Origin of the sequence: Streptomyces sp. NBC_00076, from assembly GCF_045041235.1 — a bacterium.
Classification (GTDB): domain Bacteria; phylum Actinomycetota; class Actinomycetes; order Streptomycetales; family Streptomycetaceae; genus Streptomyces.
In genome coordinates this window covers 5975127-5999084 of sequence record NZ_CP108242.1, presented here as the reverse complement: position 1 = coordinate 5999084, position 23958 = coordinate 5975127, and the positions used below count along the sequence as shown (strand labels likewise).

36 protein-coding genes are annotated in these 23958 nt (G+C 65.4%); 21 read left to right on the top strand and 15 right to left on the bottom strand.

The window, feature by feature from the left end; translation table 11 throughout:
• Positions 1 to 7: 7 nt before the first annotated feature.
• The 9 genes from OHA64_RS27365 to OHA64_RS27325 form a co-directional block, all read right to left on the bottom strand.
• Positions 8 to 286 carry a hypothetical protein gene (locus tag OHA64_RS27365; protein ID WP_328749364.1) on the bottom strand — a complete coding sequence of 93 codons (279 nt, stop codon included), beginning with the start codon at positions 284 to 286 and terminating at the stop codon, positions 8 to 10.
• 154 nt (positions 287 to 440) lie between these two features.
• Positions 441 to 734, bottom strand: coding sequence for a hypothetical protein (locus OHA64_RS27360; RefSeq protein WP_328749363.1), 294 nt, complete (start codon positions 732 to 734; stop codon positions 441 to 443).
• Between the two features lie 482 nt (positions 735 to 1216).
• Positions 1217 to 1735: a hypothetical protein gene (locus OHA64_RS27355; RefSeq protein ID WP_328749361.1), complete on the bottom strand. Its 519-nt coding sequence runs from the start codon at positions 1733 to 1735 to the stop codon at positions 1217 to 1219.
• A gap of 2963 nt (positions 1736 to 4698) precedes the next feature.
• Positions 4699 to 4968: a hypothetical protein gene (locus OHA64_RS27350; protein ID WP_328749360.1), complete on the bottom strand. Its 270-nt coding sequence runs from the start codon at positions 4966 to 4968 to the stop codon at positions 4699 to 4701.
• An 84-nt stretch (positions 4969 to 5052) separates the two neighbouring features.
• Positions 5053 to 5409, bottom strand: coding sequence for an Lsr2 family protein (locus tag OHA64_RS27345; RefSeq protein WP_328749359.1), 357 nt, complete (start codon positions 5407 to 5409; stop codon positions 5053 to 5055).
• Between the two features lie 34 nt (positions 5410 to 5443).
• Positions 5444 to 5914, bottom strand: coding sequence for a hypothetical protein (locus tag OHA64_RS27340; protein WP_328749358.1), 471 nt, complete (start codon positions 5912 to 5914; stop codon positions 5444 to 5446).
• 90 nt (positions 5915 to 6004) lie between these two features.
• Positions 6005 to 6385 (bottom strand): hypothetical protein, encoded by a 381-nt coding sequence (locus OHA64_RS27335; protein ID WP_328749357.1) that lies wholly within the window; start codon positions 6383 to 6385, stop codon positions 6005 to 6007.
• A 75-nt stretch (positions 6386 to 6460) separates the two neighbouring features.
• Positions 6461 to 7030 (bottom strand): hypothetical protein, encoded by a 570-nt coding sequence (locus OHA64_RS27330; RefSeq protein WP_328749356.1) that lies wholly within the window; start codon positions 7028 to 7030, stop codon positions 6461 to 6463.
• Positions 7031 to 7233: 203 nt separating this feature from the next.
• Complete coding sequence (locus tag OHA64_RS27325) at positions 7234 to 7650, bottom strand: hypothetical protein (RefSeq protein WP_328749354.1); 417 nt, start codon at positions 7648 to 7650, stop codon at positions 7234 to 7236.
• A gap of 246 nt (positions 7651 to 7896) precedes the next feature.
• On the opposite strand from OHA64_RS27325, the gene OHA64_RS27320 reads away from it, so the two are divergent.
• A complete protein-coding gene (locus OHA64_RS27320) occupies positions 7897 to 8961 on the top strand; it encodes an endonuclease/exonuclease/phosphatase family protein (protein WP_328749353.1) in 1065 nt (354 codons plus the stop codon).
• 712 nt (positions 8962 to 9673) lie between these two features.
• Here OHA64_RS27320 and OHA64_RS27315 read toward each other — a convergent pair.
• Complete coding sequence (locus tag OHA64_RS27315; protein WP_328749352.1) at positions 9674 to 10411, bottom strand: hypothetical protein; 738 nt, start codon at positions 10409 to 10411, stop codon at positions 9674 to 9676.
• 216 nt (positions 10412 to 10627) lie between these two features.
• On the opposite strand from OHA64_RS27315, the gene OHA64_RS27310 reads away from it, so the two are divergent.
• From OHA64_RS27310 to OHA64_RS27280, 7 genes are all read left to right on the top strand, one after another.
• Entirely contained in the window at positions 10628 to 11014 is a 387-nt protein-coding gene (locus tag OHA64_RS27310; protein WP_328749351.1) for an anti-sigma factor antagonist, read from the top strand.
• Positions 11015 to 11393: 379 nt separating this feature from the next.
• A complete protein-coding gene (locus OHA64_RS27305) occupies positions 11394 to 11708 on the top strand; it encodes a hypothetical protein (RefSeq protein ID WP_328749350.1) in 315 nt (104 codons plus the stop codon).
• Between the two features lie 130 nt (positions 11709 to 11838).
• On the top strand, positions 11839 to 12765 hold the full coding sequence (locus tag OHA64_RS27300; RefSeq protein ID WP_328749349.1) for a fibronectin type III domain-containing protein: 927 nt from the start codon (positions 11839 to 11841) through the stop codon (positions 12763 to 12765).
• Between the two features lie 351 nt (positions 12766 to 13116).
• A complete protein-coding gene (locus OHA64_RS27295; protein ID WP_405617364.1) occupies positions 13117 to 13260 on the top strand; it encodes a hypothetical protein in 144 nt (47 codons plus the stop codon).
• A 440-nt stretch (positions 13261 to 13700) separates the two neighbouring features.
• Positions 13701 to 14141, top strand: a complete 441-nt coding sequence (locus OHA64_RS27290) for a hypothetical protein (RefSeq protein ID WP_405617361.1) — start codon at positions 13701 to 13703, stop codon at positions 14139 to 14141.
• A gap of 8 nt (positions 14142 to 14149) precedes the next feature.
• Complete coding sequence (locus OHA64_RS27285; protein WP_328749346.1) at positions 14150 to 14404, top strand: hypothetical protein; 255 nt, start codon at positions 14150 to 14152, stop codon at positions 14402 to 14404.
• Positions 14405 to 14422: 18 nt separating this feature from the next.
• On the top strand, positions 14423 to 14755 hold the full coding sequence (locus OHA64_RS27280; RefSeq protein ID WP_328749345.1) for a hypothetical protein: 333 nt from the start codon (positions 14423 to 14425) through the stop codon (positions 14753 to 14755).
• A 283-nt stretch (positions 14756 to 15038) separates the two neighbouring features.
• On the opposite strand, the gene OHA64_RS27275 is transcribed toward OHA64_RS27280, so the two are convergent.
• The gene (locus tag OHA64_RS27275) at positions 15039 to 15341 is read right to left on the bottom strand and encodes a hypothetical protein (protein WP_405617359.1); all 303 of its coding nucleotides are present in this window, start codon (positions 15339 to 15341) and stop codon (positions 15039 to 15041) included.
• An 81-nt stretch (positions 15342 to 15422) separates the two neighbouring features.
• On the opposite strand from OHA64_RS27275, the gene OHA64_RS27270 reads away from it, so the two are divergent.
• The 7 genes from OHA64_RS27270 (at position 15423) to OHA64_RS27240 (ending at position 18072) form a co-directional block, all read left to right on the top strand.
• Positions 15423 to 15905 (top strand): hypothetical protein, encoded by a 483-nt coding sequence (locus OHA64_RS27270; protein WP_328749343.1) that lies wholly within the window; start codon positions 15423 to 15425, stop codon positions 15903 to 15905.
• 174 nt (positions 15906 to 16079) lie between these two features.
• Entirely contained in the window at positions 16080 to 16328 is a 249-nt protein-coding gene (locus OHA64_RS27265; RefSeq protein ID WP_328749342.1) for a hypothetical protein, read from the top strand.
• Positions 16321 to 16743, top strand: coding sequence for a hypothetical protein (locus OHA64_RS27260; RefSeq protein WP_328749341.1), 423 nt, complete (start codon positions 16321 to 16323; stop codon positions 16741 to 16743). The genes OHA64_RS27265 and OHA64_RS27260 overlap by 8 nt, the downstream gene beginning before the upstream one ends.
• A complete protein-coding gene (locus OHA64_RS27255; protein WP_328749340.1) occupies positions 16743 to 17105 on the top strand; it encodes a hypothetical protein in 363 nt (120 codons plus the stop codon). The genes OHA64_RS27260 and OHA64_RS27255 overlap by 1 nt, the downstream gene beginning before the upstream one ends.
• Before the next feature lie 40 nt (positions 17106 to 17145).
• Complete coding sequence (locus OHA64_RS27250) at positions 17146 to 17316, top strand: hypothetical protein (RefSeq protein ID WP_328749339.1); 171 nt, start codon at positions 17146 to 17148, stop codon at positions 17314 to 17316.
• A gap of 13 nt (positions 17317 to 17329) precedes the next feature.
• Entirely contained in the window at positions 17330 to 17635 is a 306-nt protein-coding gene (locus OHA64_RS27245; protein WP_328749338.1) for a hypothetical protein, read from the top strand.
• Positions 17636 to 17769: 134 nt separating this feature from the next.
• Entirely contained in the window at positions 17770 to 18072 is a 303-nt protein-coding gene (locus OHA64_RS27240) for a hypothetical protein (RefSeq protein WP_328749337.1), read from the top strand.
• A 149-nt stretch (positions 18073 to 18221) separates the two neighbouring features.
• Here OHA64_RS27240 and OHA64_RS27235 read toward each other — a convergent pair whose 3' ends face one another.
• Positions 18222 to 18488, bottom strand: coding sequence for a hypothetical protein (locus OHA64_RS27235; RefSeq protein ID WP_328749336.1), 267 nt, complete (start codon positions 18486 to 18488; stop codon positions 18222 to 18224).
• Positions 18481 to 19365: a helix-turn-helix transcriptional regulator gene (locus OHA64_RS27230; RefSeq protein ID WP_328749335.1), complete on the bottom strand. Its 885-nt coding sequence runs from the start codon at positions 19363 to 19365 to the stop codon at positions 18481 to 18483. The genes OHA64_RS27235 and OHA64_RS27230 overlap by 8 nt, the downstream gene beginning before the upstream one ends.
• Before the next feature lie 203 nt (positions 19366 to 19568).
• On the opposite strand from OHA64_RS27230, the gene OHA64_RS27225 reads away from it, so the two are divergent.
• The 6 genes from OHA64_RS27225 (at position 19569) to OHA64_RS27200 (ending at position 23051) form a co-directional block, all read left to right on the top strand.
• A complete protein-coding gene (locus OHA64_RS27225) occupies positions 19569 to 19973 on the top strand; it encodes an ATP-binding protein (protein WP_328749334.1) in 405 nt (134 codons plus the stop codon).
• Complete coding sequence (locus OHA64_RS27220) at positions 19973 to 20482, top strand: hypothetical protein (protein ID WP_328749333.1); 510 nt, start codon at positions 19973 to 19975, stop codon at positions 20480 to 20482. Before OHA64_RS27225 ends, OHA64_RS27220 begins: the two co-directional genes overlap by 1 nt.
• Before the next feature lie 157 nt (positions 20483 to 20639).
• On the top strand, positions 20640 to 20843 hold the full coding sequence (locus OHA64_RS27215; RefSeq protein ID WP_328749332.1) for a hypothetical protein: 204 nt from the start codon (positions 20640 to 20642) through the stop codon (positions 20841 to 20843).
• 61 nt (positions 20844 to 20904) lie between these two features.
• A complete protein-coding gene (locus OHA64_RS27210; RefSeq protein WP_328749331.1) occupies positions 20905 to 21483 on the top strand; it encodes a hypothetical protein in 579 nt (192 codons plus the stop codon).
• A 432-nt stretch (positions 21484 to 21915) separates the two neighbouring features.
• Positions 21916 to 22092 carry a hypothetical protein gene (locus OHA64_RS27205; RefSeq protein ID WP_328749330.1) on the top strand — a complete coding sequence of 59 codons (177 nt, stop codon included), beginning with the start codon at positions 21916 to 21918 and terminating at the stop codon, positions 22090 to 22092.
• Between the two features lie 92 nt (positions 22093 to 22184).
• The gene (locus OHA64_RS27200) at positions 22185 to 23051 is read left to right on the top strand and encodes an aKG-HExxH-type peptide beta-hydroxylase (protein WP_328749329.1); all 867 of its coding nucleotides are present in this window, start codon (positions 22185 to 22187) and stop codon (positions 23049 to 23051) included.
• A gap of 4 nt (positions 23052 to 23055) precedes the next feature.
• Here OHA64_RS27200 and OHA64_RS27195 read toward each other — a convergent pair whose 3' ends face one another.
• Both OHA64_RS27195 and OHA64_RS27190 read right to left on the bottom strand, forming a co-directional pair.
• Complete coding sequence (locus OHA64_RS27195) at positions 23056 to 23736, bottom strand: pentapeptide repeat-containing protein (protein WP_328749328.1); 681 nt, start codon at positions 23734 to 23736, stop codon at positions 23056 to 23058.
• 69 nt (positions 23737 to 23805) lie between these two features.
• Positions 23806 to 23934, bottom strand: a complete 129-nt coding sequence (locus OHA64_RS27190) for a hypothetical protein (RefSeq protein ID WP_328749327.1) — start codon at positions 23932 to 23934, stop codon at positions 23806 to 23808.
• Positions 23935 to 23958 lie beyond the last annotated feature (24 nt).

Here is a 23958-nt window from a genome sequence, read left to right as displayed (position 1 = left end):
ACTGCCGTTAGCTCAGTCGCTGGATTTCGCCGATGTAGTGAATCGAATAGGGCGCCCCATAGGAGACGGCTTCCAAGGCGAAGAGACGAGCAGCGGCCATCGCGCTGTCCTCGCTCGCACCCCAGACGACATGACGCAGCTCGTCGGGAAGCAGGATGTCGCAGTCAACCGTGACGTCGGTTTTCTCCGACTTTTCCCCGCACTTTTTATGGGCGTGGTCGGCGGTAACGCTGACTTCGTGCACGCCTTCCGCTTCCGGCGCCCACTGGACATAGGCCCAATGCACTATGTGTATCCCTTCCCACCTCGGCCGGACTCCCGGGGCCGTTTGGATGACGTCCCTACAGTTCATTTGGCAGCGAAAAGGGAGCCGACCGGCGCAACACGCACGCGCCGAGGCTCCCTCTTCACTCGCCTGCTTCAGTTGTCGTACCGGCCGATCACTTACCGCCGGATTCACCGGTGGGCGGCTCCCACTCCGGGGCTGCGAGCCGCTCCCAAATCGGCTCCCACACCTCCAGCGTCTTCCCCTCACACTGAGACTTCTTCAGCAACCAGTCTCCGTGCACGGGCCGATCCATCACGTCGCCGTGCTGCATACGGAAGTCGGCCCGCTGCTTGTACGCGCTGTTCGGTGTTTCCCGCACGGCCAGCACGATCGCGGGCCCCAGCACGGTGCCGGACGCTCCGCCGTTGTAGGTCAAGCCGACCTTTTCACCGATCCTGACGCGCATTCACGCTCCTCTTTCATTCGGGAAGTAACCGGGACGGGTGAGCGACAGTTCGGCGTTCCTGCCGTCGCCCCAAAACGTCGGGGAGAGCAGGTTGGGATGTGTTGTGGTGTGGGTCAGGCGTCCACCCGCGTCGTGGTGCTGAATGCGTACCTGCCCGACCGGCCTACGCGCCGCCGCCCTACAGTTCCTGATTTCCGGGTTGGTCACGCGGGCACCTCTCGGTCGATCATGCGGATGGACAGCTTGGCCGTGCGCGTGAAATCGGCACGCTTACGGCCGTGCTTTGTCTTGCCGTACAGGGGGCACAACAGGTTCAGCCGGGGCGTTTCCTGACCCGGAATGCGAACGGAGAGCGGAACGGAGGGGCACGAGCGCATTTGATGGTCTTCTCTTTCAGTCACGTAACCGGCGACGCAATTTCGGGCATGCAAAAGGCGCCACCCGTGACGACGTATCGCCCGAGTGGCGCCCTGCTGTGTTGCTCAGGTGGAGGTGATGGGGGTGGTGGAGTACCGGACCGTCGCGCCGTGCTTGCGCACCCAGACGCACACGCGCCCGGTCTCACGCTCCATCGCGGCGAACGGGCGCCATCCGCCGGTCGTGTCCGACTGCATGATCCGCTTGGCTTCGGCCTTCAACTCCTTGGCCAGCTCGGCCGCTTTGATCGGCTCGTGCACCACGGCCACCGGCTCCGCCACCGGCACCGGCGCGGCGTCACCCGTGGCGGCCTGCCAGATGGAGCGGCGCGGCATGTCGGACGGCTTGGGGGCCCGCTCCGCCGGAGTGTGGGGGAGTTCGGCCGGAGACAACTTGGCCGTGAACGCTGCGCTTACGGTCTCGCGTGCCTTGACGAGATTGTCAGCGGCGAGCATCCCCAGGGAGGAATGCGCACCCGTGGCGGAGAATTCTGCACCGCGCATGTGGTCGAGAAACGCCATGCTGCTACGGCGCTTGTTGGCGGTACGTGCGCGCCTACGGGCGCGGGTGGCGGAACGGCTCATGATCCCTTGTGCTCCTTTTCCAGAGTGCGAACGATCCGGCGGAGTTCCCGAACCTTTTGGGCGTACGTGTCCCGCGCGATTCCCGTTGCGGAGCGCTGCTGTGTCAGCGCGTAGTCACGGGCAGCGCGCATGTCTGCGATTGCACGGCGGTCGTACGTGGGCGAGTCAGCGTCAACGCGTACGAGGAATTCGTACCCGCTGTTTTCGTCATGGCCCATGCCACGTGCGTACGATCCGGGCGCGTAGGTAGGGGAGTTCCCCAATTCCTTGGGAGCGTCCGAAACGATGTGCCGCTTAGGCGTACGGAGGTTTTTACCCGTGTGCCGCTTGTGCGGAGCATTGACCGTTGCGCCCGTACGGTCACCGCGAAGATTAATCTTCCCCCGGTAGTCCACACGGTGAGTCTTGGCTTTGTGGCTACGCGTGTCGGGAGTGCTGGAAGAACGGGGAAGGGGAGGACCAAAAGAAACCGTGGGTGCGCCGTAGTAGCTACCGCTCATATTCGCCCCCTCCTTTCAGGTGAGTTCAGTTCGTTGTCAGTTGAGTACGCGCGCTAGGTCTTGCGCCTAGTCAGATCACCCGAGAGTTCCGAGCGTCAGAGCTAATATTCGCGCGTGTCCAATTTCCTTTTTGGTTTGTGTTCGCTTAGGCATCCACCCATGACCCCGCATCCACGGTCGACCATTGGGGGAGGGAATCCGAGCACGTGTGACACTCCCCCTGCCACAAGGGGTGTCTACGCGGTAGCGGTTCAATTCGGGGAGTTTCCGGCACCAGTCACCCTTTTACAGGCCACTGTTTTAACGGGCATTGACGTCATCCGGGGGAACCCAAATCATGCTCCCTGGAGACTTTGCCTCTAGGACAAAATCCCACATCCGAGTTAGCCGTAATCAGCCACCTACTAGCGCACGCGCTAGCGGTTTGGGTCTGCCATCCCGTGTTACCGGTCTCCCTGCCGTTGCACGTTTCCGCGCACGGCTCAAGATTCCGTTGTAAATGTCTCGCAATTCCGAAAGTTCATGGGCACGGCGAACCGTGCGAGCGAAATTGCGGGTGAGACACTCACGTCCCTACACAACTACCTCTCGTGTCAGGAAAACGCCGCTCAACTTCCAACCCCTTTCAGGGCTTAACCGAACCGTGGCCGGATACCCACGCTTCACAGCGTTAGTACGCGACTGACAGAACGGCCGTCCGGAGGAATCGCCCCCGCATGGGGAATGTGTGCACTGGCGTGCGCAGGGGCGAAACGATGGGACGGGAAATTGGCAACCGAGACCGTAAAGGCTTACATGAAGCCTCACGCACCTATGGGAGCGCTTGTGAAGCGTTAGCCACGGTCACGCATAGCGAGGAAATTCGCGCTATGGGTGCCAGGAACCGGGATAGAACCGGCGTCACACCCGCTAAGCACACGGGTGCCATAGGGCACGTGCGAGGGAATTTCCCCCGCCCCTCTCACCTCCTTTTCTCTGCCCCCGCCGCGCCCCCGGTTTTGGCGGCGTCTCCGTTGCGGTGACAAGGAAGACACTACGGGACACCCCCCGTGGGGGTAGCCCCTTTCCTGTAATCAACCGTGCGCATGGCGTAGTAATTGCAGGTCAAAGGGGGTTTTAGGGGGTCAAAAGATCTTGGAAATAGCTGGAAAATCTCAGCATATGGACAATCTTGGTGTCCAGATTGCACGGGAAAATAGGCTCATGACATGCCATGCCGCCTAGTTCCTTACGAGATACGCCGTATCCGTATCTAACCGGGCATAACGGGCGTCAAGATCACGACTTTACCTTTAGGTCAAGGATGGACAAAAAAGAGCCTCTGACCTGCACCAATAGGCTTTACCTGACATGCCGTCAGGAATGCCGGAGAGTGCCCACCACGGGCGCCGAAAACACGCAGCGTGACGAAATTCGCCGAAATTCGGGGAAGTTTGACGCTACGTAACCGCGCCCCTGTGTGCCTGCCTACGGGGCGCACTCGCCCCCGGGGTCCGATGCTCCGGCCACTCCCCACGGGGCCCGTACGCGTCCGGCCACGGTGCCGCACGGTGCCAGCATGACCGGGCACCCCCCGCGCAACGGCACCCCCCGGGGGTCCACGTGAGCGCGTGAGCGACTGTCACGCGTCGGGGGTCGCTCGGTACCGTCCGGGGGTCGGGCGCGTCAGAATGGCGCTCAGCGCTTCGCCTCTACATACCAGGGCATGACGGACACGCCCCATAAATGCGCGGGCGCGAAAATTCGGGGGGTCTAGGGCATCCGCCCTTGTGTCTCCCTGTATGAGTAGGGATGCCCCGGGATGTCCACTTGAGGCGGGCGGCGACGTGCGAGCAACTCGCCCATGCCCTGGAAATGGCTTATGCCAGGGGTGCCGGGTATGTGGCGATAAAATACATTTAGGCAGTACCTCGCGCTTGCCCCGCTACCTGCGCACTTGCGGCATACACACGCAATGCGCATTATGCCGGTATTCACTGAGCAAAGCGGAGCAAACGCTCCACTAATATCACGGTACGCGCCGGTAACGTCACGGTCCGCCTACCATTACTGCCCGTAAGGTATCTTACGCGCAGTAATCGCCTCGGGGGCCGGTCGGCACCCCCCGCCCCGGAGGGACAGAACGGGGCATGTCCCCCATCACGCCATTTACCCCAAATACCCTGTCATGTGCTACATATGGGGCATGGGTGCCGTATCCCTGCAAAGCGCGACATAGGCGGACCCCCCACCATTAAACGGCCAAAGCGGACAAATGGGTGCCTGGGCTTCCTGACGCATTTCGACGTTCAGCCCAGAGGCAGTGTCCCCGCCGCCGGCAGTGGCCGGAAGCCAATATTCCGTTTTATTGCCGACGGCCGTGGGCCCGGGGCCGGGGCGCCAGCGGCCTCAACGAGTCGTCACTGAAAGGCCGCCAGCGCAGGCGACTCTAGCAAAATGCGCGGGCAGAAAATGGCGGGGGTGCTAACTCCCCGGGCCGCCGGCCGGCAGCTCCTGCCCCATGCGGATCGCGTCCGCCGTCACGCCGCTGACGCCCTCGGGGAACTCCAGCGCCATCTTGAGGCCGGCCGCAGCAAGCGCCTGGGGCAGGAGCTGGTGCTGGGCGTAGTCGCTGAGACCCGAGTACCGGCTGTCGAGGTACCAGTCGGCCGGCAGCTCGGTGTCGTGGGCGTACTCCTGGGAGCCCGGGAAGGACAGCATCAGGCGTACGGGGGTGGGTTGCACGTCGCTCATGACGAGAGCGTACGACGTGGGGCGTCGTCGGCCGGAACGCAGCGATTTAGCTCGGAAAATAGCTGGGCGTCTAAGGCCCCGGCGTCAGGAATTCGCCTTTTCGTAGGCTTCCTTCACCTCGGCCGAGACTCGGCCTCGGTCGTTGACCTCGTAGCCGTTCTCCTTGGCCCAGGCGCGAATCTGCGCGGTGTCCCCGCTGCCGGCCGTTGCTGCACCTCGGCGCTTACCTCTCGAACCTGCCGCCGCGATGCCTCCGCGTACGCGGCGGGCACCCGCAGCGCTCAGGTAGGGGTGCAGGATCTCCAGCAGGCGATCGTGGCTCGCACCGGAGAGGTCGATTTCGACCCCGGCACCGTCAATGAGGATGGTGTGCGTGGTGATGTCTTCGGCTTCCTCACCGGTGACATCGTCTGTGTAGGTGATGACCTTCTTCTGAACCATGCGGGGATTGTAGGGCTGCGCCGAGTGGCCCGGTTCACGAAGCGGGCGTTGCGTGCAACTGCGCGAGGAGCGTGAACGATGTCTGGGCCATGCCGACGGCCAGCGCCGGGGTGATCGTGGCGTGGGTGAGGTCTCCGTGGGCGAACTTGTTTCGGATCGGGCGGCCGACGGTGTCGAGGAGGTCGTATTGCTCCTCGTTGAGCGTGCCGTCGGCGTGGGCCTTCTTGAGGTGGTCGGCGAGGCTGCCTTTGCCGTAGCGGGCGGTGAGCGCGGTCTCGATGGCGATGATGGACATCGCGACGCCGAGCATCATGAACTCGTACCGGTAGAAGGCCATACGGATTAGCTCGCGCGCCGTGGTCAGGACGCTAACGGCGGCCTGGGGCAGGCCGGGCGGGATGACGAGGTCGCGGACCACGTCGTGCATGTCGGCGAACTGGCTGGCCATCAAGAGTTGGGAACGTTCGTCGGGTACCGGCCACGGCAGCTCGGGGGTTTCGCTCATGCCCCGGATTCTGGCAGCTCAGCCCAGTGCGGGCAGCCAAATAACGGTCATGGGCTGAGCCGGCCGTCATTTGGCTGCGGACAGGCGCTCTCAACTCCCGGTCCTGCGGAGACGACGCTGGAACTCGGGGCGTGTCTGCCAAGTGGGCAGCTCGGGGCAGGTCTCGCGCAGCAGGGCGACGATTTCTTCGTGCTTGGCTTTCGCCTCGGCGTCGGTGCAGGGCCAGTGGGAGTGCCACACGGTGGTCCATTCGTTGGCCCAGCGGATGCCAGTGACGTACATGAAACCGATCTCGACGGTGTCGGCGACGCCTTCCCACTGGGTCTGGACGATGGTGTCGAGGTGCTCGGTCCTGTCGACGACACGGTATTCGCGGTCCTCGCGGTGGCAGGCCCACTCGATCGTCTTCAGGGTCTGCCCGTCGCGGCCGACGAAGGCCGTCTCACCGGGCGCTAGCTCCAGCGTGCTCAACTCGCCCTCCTGGCTCGGATTTTTGCGTCGCGTCGCCTGCGGGGGCAGGCTCCGCCGGCCGCTATGTTGCCGAACTTACTCGGGTCGGTGGCCGAGCTGTTTCAACTTCCGCCGGCCGGCCTCGATGTGTTGCCGGGCGGTCGCGAGGAAGCCGCGCGCCTGGTGCAGTGCTTCTCGCGTCTGCTTCGCTACCGCGTCCTCGGTGGGCGCCGGATACGTGGCCTGTACGAGTGGCAGTACCGCCGCGAGCAGGGCGTTGACCGCCGGACCCGTGGGAAATGCGCCTGGTCGGGCTTCCCAGGTCATGTGCAGGTCCAGGGCAGTTCGCGCGAGTCGTTCGTCGAGCATTCGCGTCCACGCTTCCTGGTACGCGCGCTCGGCGTCGGACTCCAGCATGGGGACGGCGCGTACGGCTGACCACACGCCGCCCATGTACCCAGCGCGCGTGAATTCCCTGCCGATCGGGTCGTTCTCGACGATCAGGGCGCCCTCGACGGTGAACAGCAGATGCCCGAGCGCCTGGGCCCGGTTCATCGGCTGGGGGTCATCGGCTAGTGCCGGCACACGCGTCCCGAGGGCCTGTAGGGCAGCGTAGACCTGTTCCAGGGTAATTCCCGGCTCGTCGGCGGGGGTTGGTGCGCTCATAGCAGCCAGAGTAGCCATGCGTACGCAGTTGCGTGCGTAGTTGCGTACGCAGAGATGTTCGGTAGTGTCCTGCCATCGCCGCGCCACGAGATCGGCGATGAGCATGTGCGAAGCCATGCGCCCAGAGGGATGCCCCGCCGTAGGAGCCCGCCGTGTAGGCACATGGGCGACCGCAAGGCGGGGCATCTTCGCGTTGAGGTCAGTTACCACTCACATCCGCAGTCTCCGCACCGATACCTCGCACCGTCCGGCGTCTCACCGGCCGGCACGTCTTGCACGTTGCTGCTCCCGCAGGAACAGGTGGTCGCGGTCGGGACACCCTCGGTCGGCGGCTTGCTCCAGTCGCGGTGGTAGTGCCAGGGCTCGCCAGCGTTCTCGCACTCGTCGGAGGGGTAGTAGTAGGGCTCCTCCGCGTCGGTGCGGGGACGCTCCTTATGGCACAGGCCGCATGCGACCGCGCCGTTGGCGTCGAGGCGGGTGCAGATGGCGGCGGCCAGGCGGTTGCGGGACTCCTGGTAGCGCTGGGCCTCCTCCTCGGGGGTGAGCTGCGGTAGGGAGGCGCGGTACGCCTTACCCCAATTCGTCAGCAACTCGTCGATGCTCAGGGTCTGTTGAGTCATGAGGGCACAGTAGTGCGTACGCAGTTGCGTGCGTAGTTGCGTACGCACGAATGTGCGCTAGATTCCTCTCCCGAAGGCCAGACCAACAGGTTTGGTGGGCTTCGAGATTGTGAGGGTGTCCCGCCGTAGGAGCCTGCCCGCCACAGGGCACAAGGTGACCGCAAGGCGGGGCACCCTCGGGCGTTTTCGCCGGTACCTGGGGCTCCTATCTCGTGTGGACACACCGGCAGTCGCGAGAGGGGTTTGATGAAGCAGTACGGCGAGGACGTGGTTCGGCTCGGGTTCTCGAACCTGGAGCATGACGGCGGTCCGGAGGAGCGGCCGGGGCAATTACCGGGGAAGTGGACGCGGGCTCATCACGAGATCCTGGCGCCACGGCAGTTCGACTGGCTCGGTCGGGCGGAGATGACGTACTCCCAGGTCCAGCCGCTGAATCCGGATGCGGGTGCGGAGGAGCTAGCCGCCTGGGAGATGGCGAAGGAGGCCGCTGACCGGCGTTTCGGCGCCGCTCAGACGCTGCTCGGCATGAAGGGCTTCCGGGCGCCTACGGGACAGGGCAGGAATCCCACGGGCATGTTCGTGCGGGAGAGCACATTCGAGGTCGTCTCACGGCACGACCAGCTCAGGGTGTGGCGTACGCCGCCGACGAACGTAGTTCTCCGGCTCCGGGGTGAAAACGCACCGCCAACGCCGATCGTGACGGTGGCCTGGCACAACTCCTTCTGCTCCCCGAGCGGGCGAGAGGCGGAGGCGGAAGAATTGTCCTCGCTGGTGGACAAGGTGCAGGCAAAGTACGGCAACGACCCGGAAAGGCGCTGGTCAGCGTTCTGGGGATTTGGTGACTGCAACGAGTACCCCGTGCCGGTCGGCGAGACGGTGCCGCCCATCGACTGGAATTCACCGGAGATCACAGATCTCGTGCACCGCCGACACCGCGCGCGCAGGCAGCCGGACGGCTCGTGGAAATCGTGCACCTACCTCGACGAGCTGCTGCTGGACTGCGGGATGTGGGACCCGGCCCGGTACGCCGCGCAGCAGCTCGGACAGATTCGGGCCCTGGACGCGACGGCCGGCCATGCCGCTGATGGGCAAGGCGGAGGCCGGCGGATCGACCGGGGCTCCTTTGACCCGTGGACTGTGCAAGCGGTCCTGGAGGTCAACGTCATCGACATGACCGGCGTTAGCGACCATCACGGCCTGGAGGTGATCCTGTCCCGCCGGAAGCTCGTCGAGGCCCTGCGCCGTGAGTTCGATCCGATGCCGGCGTGGTCGGCGCTCGCCTACAGCACGGTGGGGGGCCAGCCTGGATGAGGTGCAGAACGAGGGACAGGGCTGTGCTGGCTGCGGCACCACCAAGGGCGGGTGCCAGGACCCGAACCGGCACGGCCTGATGTAGGGGCCGCGTGAGCGGAGTTGGAGCGAAGGGCCCGTCTTTGGGGAGATGGGCCCTTCGTGTTGCTCGTAGTGCTACGGCGTTGCGTCACCTCTTGAAATGCTGGCGGGGGGCCGGGACGTAGCCAGTCCCGACCCCCCTGGGGGTTACTCGTTCCTAAAACGAGCCCTAAGTAGGGTTGTCCACCCATCAGCTCACGCCGGCACATTTAAGGCTCCGAGTCGTATTGAGATCGCCGCGCCCTGCCATTGGACCACCCCGGCATGAAGCGCCAGGGAAGGGACTCGAACCCTTATCTCGATGATGTTGCTCGGGCCGGTCGATCCGGCGTTTGGTGGCGTGTTGAAACTGGGAGCGAGAAATTGAGCTTTCGGGGCCGGCCTGCCTCTACCAATTGGGCTACTCCGGCATGAATGCCGGGGGAAGGGCTCGAACCTTCACTGGGGCCAACCCGTTGCCAAATTTCAGGCGTTGAGTTTCAGTTTGCGCTCCTGCGCGCCCGTCGCACGCCGGCGACGGGAGTCTGTGTTGTTGTCTGCGGGGTACCCCTCCCGCTCCCGAGCGCAGTCACGCAATCCTGACTGTTACCCATGTGCCTTACCGGCATACAGATGCTCGGCCCTCTGTGAGTTACGCGGCGAAGAGGTAATTCATCACTGCCGCACCGGGCCGCTGGTTGGTGACCTCGGTCGCGTTGGCCTCTTCGCGGGCGAACTTGACGGCGTCGCGGAGGGCCTGGAGGCGGTCCAGGATGGCCTGCCGTCGTGTGGCCGGCGCCGCTCCGGAGTACTTCACCGTGGTCCAGGTGCCTACCGGGACGTCTTCGAAGTACACCTCGACCTGGGCCGGGTGCCGTTCGGTGGCTTCGGCCTTGACGTGGTTGCGGGGGACCTTCTTGGAGCGGACGGTGTCGTAGGCACGCGTGCGCCAGATGCCAGTCGACTCGTCCCAGGTCCACTCCTCGGCGGGGTCGAGAACGGGGAGTTTCTCGACGAAGGTGTGGAGGCTGGTGAGCTGCTTTTCGAGGAAAAGCAGGTAGGTGACGGGCGCGTTGGCGACTAGTACGCGTTCGCCGACCTTGACGTCCGCGCGGGCGTTGCAGTTACCCCAGTCCTTGGTTGCCGTGACGTCGAAGAAAGGCACAAGCCCGTTGACCGCGTCTCGGATTGCTCCGTCAACGGTGAGCTGAACGCGGGTCGATTCTGCGGGGAGCTGTTCGCCCTCTTCGTCGCGGGGGCGGTATGTGCGGGAGATGCCGGTCAGCAGCGGGGATTTCTGGACCTGGTGGTGGGCGGCGGTCAGTGCGCCGTACGCCTCTGTTTTACGGGTCTTCTCCACTGCTACGACCTGGCTAAGTCGCGTCGTCATGGGTGAGACGTTATGCACCGGCGCCCGTTGAGGCAATTCGCGTGTGGGCCGTTTGGGTGAGGGTTCGACAGTTTCTTTTTCTTATTGCTGGTGGCGGGTTTGGCGGGTGGGCTGGCTTTGGGGCCGGTTCGGCGATGTTGCGTACGCAGTTGCGTACGCAGGCGTATGGTGCGGGCCGAAGGGGGCGCGGCGGGTGCGTCCGGGGAGGAGTGGGTGATGGATCTGCATCTTGAGACGTCGCAGCCGCGCGAGGACGTGCTGGTGATCAGCATCGAGGGCGAGGTGGATGTCTACACCGCGCCACAGCTCCGGGACTGTTTTCGGGAGCAGTTGCAGGTCGGCGGGACGTGGGGGCACGTGGTGCTGGAGTGCTCGAAGGTGAGCTTCTTCGATTCGACGGCTATCGGGGTGTCGGTCTTCATCCTCAAGTCGCTGCGGCGCCGCAGCCCGGACGGTCAACTCGCGGTCGTCGTGGCGGCTGGCGGGAAGATCGAAAAGATCATGCGGATCACGGGGCTGAGCAAGGTCTATCGAGTGTTTGAGTCGATGGACTCCTGCTTGGCAGGGCTCACTCCGGCGAGTGTGGAGACACCGGCCGCGTAACGGCATATGCCAAATCGCCGAGGTGCGTACGCAGTTGCGTGCGCAGCCAGTACCGTCGTGACCCACGGCATACCGCCCTCCACGGACTGTCACTCGTTCGGGTGAGTGGGTCGGTTGGAAGGTGCGGGAGCGGCTCTGCGGGTACGTGCGGGTCGTGGGATCGGCAGGAGGCGTCGGATGAATGCGGTGGCTCGGTTTCAGAAGCTGCTCGGCGTGATCAACCGCGCGGAGGGCTATGACCCGAGGGCGCAGAAACTGCCGCTCGTGGTGCCGTACTGCAAGGTCCACCGCCGGCACTTCGAGCAGGGGATGTTCAAGCTCCTGCTCTGCCCGGGGTGTGTGCGCGGTATCGACTGGGATCGAATCAAGGGGACGGAAGATGAGCGAGAGGGAGGCTCCGACGGCGATGTCCTGGGAGGACGCGCGTCGGCTGCTGAAGGAGAAGCCGGGCGCTGTGGTGTCGAGCCTCTCGTGGCAGCAGGCGGGGAAGTGCATCTTCCGGGCCAAGGTGTTCGTGTTCATGCCGGAGGCCACGTTGGCGGCCGACGTCCAGGAGGCGGAGCAGGAGAGCATCCCGGCGCTCTGGTTCCGTGACCATGAAGGGCGTGTGGGCCCGTATCTCGGGTCGGCGTTCGGTGACGAGCGTGACGACTGGATCGAAGGTCCCTCTGCCGGGAAGCCGGACGCGGCGTAGATCGCACCGGCCCGATAGCTGGCCCCGCAGGAGTGCTGCATTCCCCCGTCAGCACATCTGCGGGGCCTTTTCGTGCTCTTTTTCGTGATGCGACGATGGTGGAAATGCGTCCCGCGAAGGAGATTCCGATATGGCCGCGAAGCGTTCTGCGACAACCACGACTTTGGCGGCTGCGGAAAGCGTGGGTGCGCTCGCGGTGGAAGTGCCGGCGGATGTGTCGACCGAGGTTCTTTCGGACACGAGCGTTCGCGTGTCCTGGTCGAGTGCGGAAGATCCGCTGGCCTTCGTCGTGGCCTGGTCGGTCGCCGGCAGCGGCTCGTGGCCGGAGACGTCCGTAGCGGGGGGTGCGCGCAGTCTGATCGTGGCTGGCCTGCGGCCGGGGACGCAGTACGCGTTCAGGGTCCAGGCGGAGTCGGAGTGGAGTGCGGAGGCCGACGCGGAGACGACGGGCTCTGCGCTGGAGGCGCCGACGCTGGCGGTGACGGGCATCCTGGACCGCAATGCCACGGTGAACGTCCTTACGCCGGCCTTGGCCGGCCAGGCGCGGGTCATCGAGGCGCAGGTGAAGGACACGAGGACTGACAGCCCCTGGTATTCCATCTCGGACGTGCCGTGGAACCTGCCGGCGATGGGGTTGTACGACGGGTCGTTCGGGCTGAAGGGGCTGTCGACGGGGGCGCCGTACGCGGTGCGGGCCCGGGTGACTGCCGGCGAGGTGACGTCGGAGTGGTCTGCGGAGACGCGGTTCACCACGACGGGCACGAAGGGCGCGAAGCCGTCGGTCAGTGTGGTTTCGGACTCCGCAACGTACAGCTCGGTGAAGCTGGCGTGGGGAACCTCGGTGAAGGCCACGGTGCGGGTTTACCGGTGGACCAGGTCGACGTCGCCGGGTTCGCCGTTCCTGTCCCAGCAGGTGGCGTACTCCACGGATCTGACGGGCGTGTTCGAGGACACGGGGCTGTCGTCGGGTACGGAGTACTGGTACACGGTCGAGTGGGCGCGGGATTCTCGGACGGTTAGCGTCTCGAACCCTGTCGCGGCCAGGACGCGGGGGTAGCGGAGTTTCGTTACGTAAGTGCGGTCAACTTTGCCGGTTTCGCAGTGAGTAATTCCGAACTGGTTGTTTGTCGCTGGGTAGTTCGGCAGCGTCTCCGTCATGAGCGTTGTACTTGAGCTGAGTTGCTCCGGCTATCGCTGCGATGCGCAGGGTCGGTTCGTTGCACCGACGGCGCCGGCCGTGGTGGGCAGGTCTCGGGAAGCCGGATGGTGTGCGGCTCGTGGGGACGATCGTCAGATGACGACGTTCTGTCCGGCATGTGCTCAGGATTTCCTCCCGCAGCCGGAGCAAAAGTGCCACCAGAGGCCCCCGTGCCGACTGCCGGTGGCGGACCTGGTGGGACATGACGCGGTGGGGCACACCCTTTCCCGACGGCTTGCGCGTGAGGGATACGGGACGGTCCGGCAGGTGATGGACCTGGCCGACGAGGGAGCGCTGGACCTGTTCCTGGGCAAGAAGGCGTGCGAACGTGTCGAAGCGGTGCTTCGCTCCTGAGAAATTGTCGCTTCGCCACACTTCTTTGGGTCCCTCGGATGGGTGCTGGCGGTGGCAGTGGTGAGGACCCCGCCGCCGGGGTGTGCGTTACTCAGTGTGTGCGTACTCGCTGGTAGTCCCACGATGTGGGCGGATATAACGAGCATCTCGGACATCACCGCAGGCGGGCATATGCGCAGCGGGTAGTTGGCTCAACCGCAAGACCGCCGTCACCCATTAGAGTGACAGGCTCACAATTTTTCTTTTCTGCCGTGACTCCTGGGGCGGTCTGTGGGTTGATGGTTTTGCGGTGCACACGACGGGCCTCCGGGCCTCTTCCATTGCTCTCGGGGGTTCGTCGTCCACCCAAGTCCGGTCCGGTACAGAGGCCGCGCAGCAAACCCCCCCTTGCCTGCGCCCGCCTCTGTGCCGGGCCTTCCGCTTTGAAGGGAGAATTCGAAGTGTCAGTCAGCGAGTTGGCCTCCGTCGCGCTGGGACCTTCGGGGGTGCCTTTCTCTTACGGCCCTGATGGCAAACCCGTTTCCCCGTCCGAGGCGGCACATCTCATCGCCGACGTCGAGCGGCGCACGCTGTACAAGTCCGACCTCAAGCTGGCCACCGGTGAGATGGTCACGGTGCGCACGCTGTGCCTGGTCTTCGACCCCGACGCGCGGGCCGGTGAGTGGGTCACGGTGAATTTCCGGCCCCGGGTGTGGGGCACGGCCCTGTACACGCCGGCCCCGGAGAACGCGCTCCTGGAAGTGCTCGTCACCTACGACGATCCGGCCGAGGCGGTCGAGGAGCACAAGCAGGCCATGACCATGGTGGTGGTCGGCACCAACGAGCCGGCCAATGAACCGGGTTGGGCGGCCGAACTCTCGTGGACGGGGCCGGGACAGTGACCCTGCCCATGCTGTTTGTCCCGTCGGTACCGGCCGGCGACCAGGGCCTGGTCCTGCGTGTCAACGGCGTCACGCCTGAACCGCACGGCAGCCGCTGGTACGTCCTGACGACAGAAGGCGACGCCTACGGCCTGCCCCGCACGCTGTGGCCCTGGGCCATGGAGCTGGACGCCCAGACCAGGAGACGGGAGCTGCGGATGCCAGCGGCGTTCGCCTTCCGCCGCGTCGGCGAAACGGTGGCCGTGGAGAAGATCTCCGCCTGATCGCGAGAGGGAGACAGAGTGCAGACACCCTTCACCGGCGTGAACCTGACGCGGCAGCTCAACGAGGTGCGAGCGATGCGGGAGTTCCGCATCGACGAGGGATACACCCGTCGAAGAACCGAGCTGAAGTCGGTGTACGCCGACGAGAGCAGCGGGCTCGCGTGGGTCGAGGCCCACAACGGCCCCTGGCGCCTGCCCCGCGTATGTCTTCAGTGGGCTCTGGAGGTCGACGAGCGCGCCGAAGCCGTTCTCGGCCACGGCGAGGCGTTCCCCTGTGCCGCCATTTTCGAGCGGATGCCGGATGGCTCATGGGAAGTGGAGATATTCCCCGATGTTCTCGGAAGGACGTGACGCGAGAATGCCGCACCCCGGGACTCTGGAGTGCGGCATTCTCATGCGTGGACTTCCTCAATCCGTGGGTCAGTCTGGCATGCGCCGACAATTCGGCCATCCGCCGTTCGAGGGAGCGCGGTCTCGATGTCGGCCGGCTGGTTACTCCAGCGCCATCGGGCCCCGTCCCACACGACGAGCTGCGCGTGGGTCGGGCAGACGCAGCAGCTCCCCGGCCGGGTCTCGGGGTCCACGGCGAGGACGGCCAGGGCCTCGACGATGCAGCGGCACGCGGTGGGCCCGCTCATGCCGGCGGCTTCTCGTCGCAGGTCGCCTTCGCCCAGTGCCAGTAACCGCAGGGGCACAGACGCATCCCGTGCAGCTCGTTCCTGAGCTGGTACACGCAGGGCACGCTCTCGCCGGCCGTCCAGGGTGCCGGTTGGTACACGGCCCAGGCCCGCAAGGATGCGCCGCAGCAGCGCATCCACCCCCCGCCCATGATGCGCGGCGGCGTGAACGCGTCCGGGGCCTCGTCGAAGTCCGCCTGCGCGGCGTAGAAGTCGCGGCATTCCCCGCAGTACCCATACGCCATTTGGGTGGCACCCATTTCATTGTTGCACTCGGGACACACAGTCCGGCGTTCGCGCCTTGAATTCATACGGGGACAGTAATGGCTACGATGCGCAACATGCCGGAAGCAACGAGTGTCGGGACCGACTGGCGCCTACTCGGGTGTGCCTACGTCCAGTTCTTCGTCAACAACGACAGGACCAACCAACGGCTCCTGGAATCTCACCCCTTCGACCTTTCCGCCAGCCTCGGCCGACTGGCCTTCACCGTCACCGAAGAAGTCTTCTTCCCCAGTGTGTTCGGGGTGGAGACCCACAGTTCCTACCGGGTCGTCGACCAACTCCGCCGGCGTGACCCGGACTTTGGCGCGGCGTGGGTCCGACGGGTCCGCTACCGCCGTCAGGGCCTTGGCCTGACGGCACGGCCTATCCGCAGGTCACGGCATGTCGCGGCCGATATCGCCCGCATGCTCTGTGCCTCCTGGGCACACCAGCACAATGCCGACGAGCCTGCCGTGCAGGTGTGCGACATCGTCCCCGCGATGCTTGAAGACCTTCGCTCGGCGCTATGCCATCAGAGTGAGCACCCAACAGATCCGTAACCAAATTGGGGACCCCCCGTTTATGTCTCTGTACGGTATCTGTTTGGGTAGTCGGCCCTACCTCGTCGGCCGGTTTTCCCATCAGACGTCTGTGCACGGGAGCCCCCTGTTGCCTGATCCCGGCAGGGGGCTCTCCGCTTATGCACACCCAGCAGCACGAGCGAATGAGGTGTCATGACCGAGAAAATGCAGGCGCTGCGCGCACTGTCCGCCCACGGGGAGTGCACTGTCCTTCAGATCGCGGACGCCACAGGAATCCAATCCGGTCGCGTCTTCGCTGCGCTCCAAGCCCTTGTCCGCGAGCAGTGCGCCGTCAGCGCCAAGCGGGAAGGCGACGCCTTCTTCAGCGTCACCGACGCGGGCCGCCAGATGGTCGAGTCCTGGGAACTCGCCCCCAAGCAGGAGGAGATGGGCCGTGCCTGAAGCCACCGACATCGACATGCCTCTCAGCGAGGCCGCCAAGCTGCTGCACGGCCTGATGGAGGTGCTCTACCTCTCCACCGCCTGTGCCCTCGGACACCACACCATGTGCCGAGGCGTGGACGAGTTCCGCTCCCTGGTGTGCTGCTGCGTCGAGTGCGAGCACGCCGACGTACGGACGGTCGGGCCGACCTCTGCCGGCGTTCCCCTGCTGCACCTGGCGAACACGGAAGCCGACCGGCTCGACAGCCACGTCTACACCGACGGCGAAGCCCTGGGCGTCCGGGCCGACCTCGTACACGCCCTGGAGAAGACTCTCGACGAGACCGGCCGCAGAACGAGGGAGGCAAAGCGCCGACGGCTCGCCGTGCAGCTCGGCATCGCCGCCTGCCTCACGTTCGCCCCCAGGAGCCTGTGATGTTCGGGCTGCTCGCCTTCCCCCGCGATTTCGAACCCGAGGACCACGGCTGGGCCGTCGTCGAGCCGATGGTGCCCCACCAGCGGCTCCAGGCCGCCATGCAGGAGCTGCACCTGGTCGGGTTCGTGTCGACCCACTGGCAGCGCTGGGAGGTCCCCTACCGCTGGCCGGCCGGCCTCGTCCGCATGGGCTACGACAAGGACCGGGACTGCTTCTACGGGATGTACATGCCGCCATTCGAGCGAGACAGAAACAGTTTCACGGTCGCCGAGATTCACCGGGAAATGCGCTTCGGCGTAGGGGGCGGAGTCGTTTCACTCGGTCGGCCGTCCGTGTCGCTGACAACAGTTTCCACCGCGTAGTGAATATAGGCGTCAACCCAGATCAGAAAGGGCCACCCTGATGACTGAATTGACGCCCGTACGCCTGGCCGGCCCGACCCGAACCGTCGTGGCTGGCCTCCTCCTGAACCACACCCGGAACGTCGAAATGGTCCTGCGCATGGGGTGGGAGACCACGCGCGACGGCCAGGTGCTCCCCGTGCCCCTCGTGGCGGTGCGCCGTGCACAGTGAGCTGGAATCCGGGATGACGCTCTACCGCCAACGCGCCTACCTCCTGGGCGGCTACGTCGGAATGTTCGGCGGAGTGTTCTCCCACACCGACCTCCAGGCCCCGGAGTACCCGGTCCTGTACATCGAGACGCCCAAGGGCCAGATGTCGTGGCACATCCACCCCGATGACAAGGACTGCTTCGACGGCCTCAAGGTGCCGACCGTCGAGGACTACCCGTGGGACGGCCACACCACGGAAGAGAAGTACATGCGCGCTCAGGCGCTCAACCTGCTGATCCCGAAAATGACCTACGCGAAGCCGGAATACGGAAACCCCTGACCGGCCCACGAACAGAGGCCCGCGACCTGATTTCCCCGAGCCAGGTCGCGGGCCTCACCCCTGCCCACGATTACCGCGCACAATTTTCCGCCCGCCACCGTGGATTACGCCCCATCCGAGAAGAGGTGACCGTCATGCCCCTCGTCCGGCGGCCAAACCCGTCCTGGCAGGCATTCCAGGAGGTGCTCCCCGGCACTCCTACAGGCGGCCCTCGCAGCTCCCTCGCGGCCGGCTGGCCCACAGAGCTGCCCGACCCCCGACCCGGCGCTACGCCAGCGCTCCAGGCCGCGTCCCTGCCGCGCCTGACCGCGCAGCCGGGCACCGCACCCGTGCGCGGCCGGCCGACCCGCCCACAGCTCGGCCTCGGCGCCGCCCCCACGGGCGCCCCGTCGACCACCAACGGCCGCAGCAGCATCTTCTCCATGCCCACGTACTGACCCGGAGGTCCCCATGTCCAGCAGCCTCGACCTGTTCGTCTCCCTCACCGTCCAGCTCGGCCTTTTCCTCGGCCTCTAGGCCGGCATGACGAAGGCCCGCCCTCCCCGACCTGAACGGGGTGAGCGGGCCTTTGCCGTGGGCGCTGGGCTTACAGGCCGCTGGCGACGATGCTCTCCTGGCTGGCCTGGATTCCCTTGCAGTAAGCGACGTACTCGCCTTCAGTCAGCGGGATCACATGATCCGTGAGGATCGAGTGGCGCAGCAGGTAGCCCTTGCCCGGGACCTTGGCGACCTCAAGGCAGTCACCGGAACCGCCAGCGGACTCGTAGGACTTGTCGAACGTGAGCGTGGTCGGGTCGATGGCCAGCAGCTCCTCCAGCGTGGCCATCTTGGCGGTGCGGGCTTCTTCAGTCACTCGACATCTCTTTTCTGACCTTCCCGATACGGTCCAAGGACTTTTCCGGAGACAGGGACAAGTCCTTCAGGTCCCCGATGAAGTCCCGCAGCCCACGGACATCCTTGGGCGTGTCTTTGATGGCCATGCCCGTCATGACGTCAAACGCCGCGATGGGTTTTTCCCCTTCTCCGAACTCGAACAGGTGGAAGGGGTACGCAAGGGCAGCATTGGCCTCGAACGGAATGACGCGGAAGATGACACCGCGCTTCTTGGCGTCCTCAACCAGCGCGTCGAGCTGGCGTGCCATGACCAAGGCTCCGCCGACTCGTTGATGGAGAGCGCCCTCTCCGATGATGGCTTCCACGGTCGGCGGGTTCGGTCGCTCGAAGACCTTGCGTCGGTTCTGCCGCAGCTCGACTGACCGCTCCACGACCCGTTGCGTCATCGTGGATTTGCCGAGGTAGCTGGTGAGTGTGCGGCCGTAGTCGGGGGTCTGGAACAGCCCCGGGATGATGCTGCCGGCGCATGTGATGATCTTGTTGGCGATCTGCTCGTTGGTCACGAACTGGATGAGGCTGGGGTCTGTTTCGTCCGCGAACTCGTTCCACCATGCGCTCTCGACGATGGCCAGGCCCTCGGACCGCATGGTCTCCAGACGCACGCGAGTGACGTCGTCCATCTCCAGAAAATCGCAGATGACAGCCCACTCTTTGTCCTTGGGCCACGTCTCGCCCCGCTCGATGCGCGAGTACCGGTGGTAGGACTTGTGCCCCAGCGCACGGGCCACCTGGACCTGCTTCACCGGGGTGCCGTTTACCCGGGCGGCAAGGCGGACCTCCTGTAGCGCAGCGCCGAAGCGCTCCCGCGCTGAATTCGCGACTGGGTTGAGCGCCATGATCATCCTCCCCTCTCCGGCCGTGGTCTTTGCCCAGAGCGTAGCGCGTGACGCCATGTGGACGGCACTTCTGGGGGTAATTCCGGCGGTGGGGTTGCGTACGCAGTTGCGTACGCACCACACTCGTCCTTACGCACCGGACGGGCCACGTCGCGGTGTGTGATCGTTCTGCGTGGCTGGCCGCAGCCGCGCTGGAGGCTGCCATGAGCTTGACCGATCAAGTCCCGAGCCAGATCCAAGCGACGAGAACTTTCGACCGCGAGGCCGACACCGTCCCCACGGCGCGTAGTTGGACTACAGGAATTTACACGGAACTGGGTGCCACTGAAGACCTGTTAGACGCATGTGCACTACTGATCAGCGAGGTTGTCACCAACGCCGTCCTGCACGGCGCGGGCACCGAGTACACCGTGGTCATTAAGTCGGATCTGTGGATCTCGGTCTGGGACGCATCACCGGTGCTGCCCCGTCACCGGGAGCACGCGCTGACGTCGGAAGGAGGCCGGGGTCTTGAGCTGCTGGAGATGCTCGCCCCGGGCTACACGGTCGAGGAAGACGCGACCCGTGGCGGAAAGTGCGTGTGCTTCCAGCCGAAGGGGTGGACGTGATGCCCTTCCGACTCGTACCTCTGGCTGAACAAGCCCTGCAAGACGACGAGTTGCGTGACCTGCCCCTCCAACTGATGGTGCAGGGGCGGTACTTGACTCCGGTCGACGGCATCACTGAGGCCGAGGTGGAGGTGCGCTTCAGCTCCGCCGAGTTGGTCGATCTGCTGGAACAGGCCAGGGCAGCGCAACTGACGCTCGCCCAGCGCGCCACCCAGCGCGCCCGGCGGGACGCCGAAGCGATCACGGAGGCCACTCAGCTTGTGTCTGAGGGCGGAACGGTGGCGCGCAACGACCCCGGGACACTCCGACGCGTCGCCGGCGCTCTGCATGAGCTGGCGGTCACCGAGTCGGACACGGACTTGCCTGGGCGGGGCGGCCCCCGCCCCGGCGAGGACGCGAACGGGGGGCCCTTGGGGGGTACCGAAGTTCGCGAACACGGCTGGAGCGCTGATGAGGCTCAGCCGTTCAAGCCACCCTTGCCGAGCCGCCAGCGCGGCGAGGGTGGTTAAAAGCTGCGGCGGACGGGGTGAAGCGCGGCAAGAGCGTTTTCACTTCGACTTTCCGGGATGTGCGCCCTGGAGGAAGTCCCCGTCCGCCGCCCCTGACGACCCGGCCGGTGTTTTGCGCCGTGCCGGCCGGGTCTTTCCTTCGAGGAGATCCGCAGCGATGAGTAGGTCGACGTCCGTGAATTCCGGCACAGCGGTTTGCGCCCTCGCCCTGATTTTCGGCACGACGATACTCACCGGTCTTTTCTCGATGATGCTCGCGGTGGCCCGGCATCCGCAGTGGTGCCCCTGCCAGGCCGAGGCCGACGACTTCGACTATCTGGAGGCCGAGGACGGCCCCCTTCCTGGACGCACCGCGTCTTGAGCGCTGATGGCGCAAAGCCCGCAGATTTTCCGAATTCGCGACCTGAAAGGAAGGGCGACACATGACCTCCATGACTGCCGGCACCCCGGAGAAGATCTGGGAGCAGCTCGGCGACATCAAGCGGTGGATCGACCAGCAGAGCCCGGTCGACGAAGCGACGGCGCTGACCATGCGCGTCATGAAGATCGGCGAGGAGTACGGCGAAGCCTGTGAGGCCCTGCTCGCCCCGGGCCCCCAGAACAAGCCGGAGTTGGTGAAGGAGCTGTGCGACGTCATCCTGACCGCTGCGGTGGCTCTGTACACGGCCGATGACAAAGCGCGCAAGCAGCTCCTGGCGGCCCTCTCGCGGTTCGACGGCTTCAGCGAGGTGCCGATCAGCAAACTCATGCTGAAGATCGGCCAGGACTTCGGCGCCGCCTGCCAGGCCCTCATCGGTGTGCGTGCCTACAACCCGCGCAAGGGCGCCAGCCACACCCTCGAAGATCTCGTGGCCTGCCTGTGCGACGTCATCCGCAGCTCCATGATCGCGCTGGACGACGTGGAGCCGGAGCCGGAGAGGACCCTCGCAGCCAACCTGGAGCGCGTACACGACCGTTCCCTCGGGGTGACGCGGCTGCCGACCGAGGCTCCGCATTCCTGAACCTCTGCCCGCTTGCTCCTTGGCGGGCAGGCCGGGGGCGCCCTGCTTTCTGTGAGGGTGGGCGGGGCGCCCTCCTAGCACTGCATTTCCGTTCAGATCGTCTGGCGGAAGGAGGTGGTTACGGGAAAGAATTCAAATACTCATTTCGCACGTTCGAATCCCTGAGCTGATCTCACGTTCCGTCTCCCTGTAGAGGCCAGCTCGGGGTATTCACCTGCCCACTTTCCGGGTTGCCGGCATTGGCATCTCCGGCCTTTTGGCATGCCCGAATTCAGGGGCTAGATTCTGGCATATTCCATTTCCAAAGAATCATGTTTTTCCGTGTTTCCGAGCCCCCGGTTCGTAGGTAACTTTCTCCACGGCGAGAGCGTCGGAAATCCGGCGGCAAAGATCCCCTCGCTAACCCGTTTCTGGACCAACCAGGAGGCAGCAATGACGCAACCCCCCGGCCCCACCCCGCCGGCGATGTCGAACGAGCGGCTGACCGGCGTCGTGCTGGCGGTACAGGGCGACCCGCAGGGCCTGCCGGGCGCCATCCGGGCGCGTGTCACCAGCTCCCGCCAGGACGGCCACCAGCTCATGATGGGCGGCTGGACCGACTCCCAGTGACGCTCTGACGTCACGTCCCTCGTGTGCCCCGGGCCCTGGGCTGTTCCTCGGCCCGGGGCACACCCCGTCCGACCCCTGTGAAGGAGCTACCCGTGCACGTCCTCAACGTCGGCCATCTCTTCGAGATGACCGCTCGCTTCAGCCACGCCATCACCGGCACGTACCCCGAGGGGGCTGACGCTGTGCCGGCGGCCTATCGCGAGGCCATCACACCCCTACGCCCCATGTCGGCGGAGGGGACCGGCGTCTCTGTCTCCTACGAGGATGGTGCCTGGGCGCGGCACTGCCGCGAGGAGAGGATCTTCGAGCACATCGTGGGGCCCGCCACGGCCTCCGACGGGCCCACCCGCGAGCGCTGGGACGGCATGATCTCTGCCGCCCTCCAGCTCGTCCACGAGATCAACCCCGACCTGGGCAAGTGGGTGGACCTGTTCGTCACGGACATCGTGGTCTTCAACTCCGGTGCGGACGGCGGCGGAAGCGCCAACACGCTGCCCGGCGTGGTGCTGATGAGTCCCGGCAAGGAGTGGGACGTCGTGCAGTACGCGGAGTGCATCGTCCACGAGGGCCTGCACACCGGCCTGTTCATCCTCGACGTCGTGGAGCCGCTGTTCACCCTCCCGCCGGCCGAGCTGGAGAAGGACGAGTACCGGGCCCTGTCCGCCGTCAAGATCGGGCAGAAGCGGCCCCTGCACGCCGCCTTCCACGCCGCTGTGGTGGCGGTCCCGCTCATGTACATCGAGGACCGGTTGGGTACTGGCGACCTGGTCGAGAAGTACGGTGCCTCGCTGCGGGCAGCGTGTGCCGACATGCAGGTCCAGCGGGAGCAGTTCACGCGGTATGGGCGGATGCTGCTCGACGAGATGACGGAGTGGGCCGAGACCCTCGACTTCGCGCAGGTCGCCCGCAGCATCTCCGACCCGGACTACGCCGGCTATCAGCCGGCGGTCGCGGCCTGACGGCCTACTGCTCGATCGCGATCCCGGCGTCACGTGCGAGGCTCAGGGCCAGTTCCAAGGCTCCTGGGCCTCGTACTGTTGCGCCCTTCAGGCCGGCGGTCCCGCCGATGTCCAGCATCGTGCAGTTGTTGAACTCCACTCGCTTCATCGTGGCGTTGGCGAACTGGCCGCCGGTCACGTTGCAGCCGTCGAAGACGACGTGCGTCAGCTCGGCACCCTGGAAGTCGGCCTGCTGAAGGATGACGTTCTGGAAGACGACCCGCTTGAGCTTCGAGCCTCGGAAGAGGGCCATGTCGGCTCGTCCGCCCTCGAACGTGACGTCCGTGAATTGTCCGGACTGCCAGTGAGATCCGGTCAGCCGGCTCGTGCTGACGGTGCACCGCAGCAGAGAGACGTCCTGGGCGCGGAAGTTGGCGAAGTCGACGGTGTCGAATTCTGAATCGCTGAGCACGGACTGCCGCAGGGATGCTCCGATGAAACGCGCATTGCTGAGCCGGGAGTTCTCGATGTCGCAAAGCTCGACGTTCCCCGACAGCACGGTGCCGTTGAGCAGCACCGCGCGGAGGGTAGCGTCGTTCTCGAACTCCTCGGCCTCGGCCTGCCGGAGGTCGGGGTGCACCTTGGGCCTGGCAGGCTTTGTGATCGGGGGCTTGTAGACGTCGCGCTGGCTGCCGACCGGCGTCATCCGGTGCTCCTTAAAGAGTGGCGGGTGACGCAGCGTAGCAGCGCACTGACAGCGTCGCGGGGCTTGTCGTCAGGGGCCCGCGATGCGCTCGCGGATTGCCCGCAAGGCGGCGATGGCGGTGTCCAGCTCCCCCAGGTCGTCTTCCGGGTGCTGGGCCGCAGGGTGCTGCTCAAGGACGCGCATGATGTAGCCGGCCACCGCCACACCCCACTCCAGAGCGGC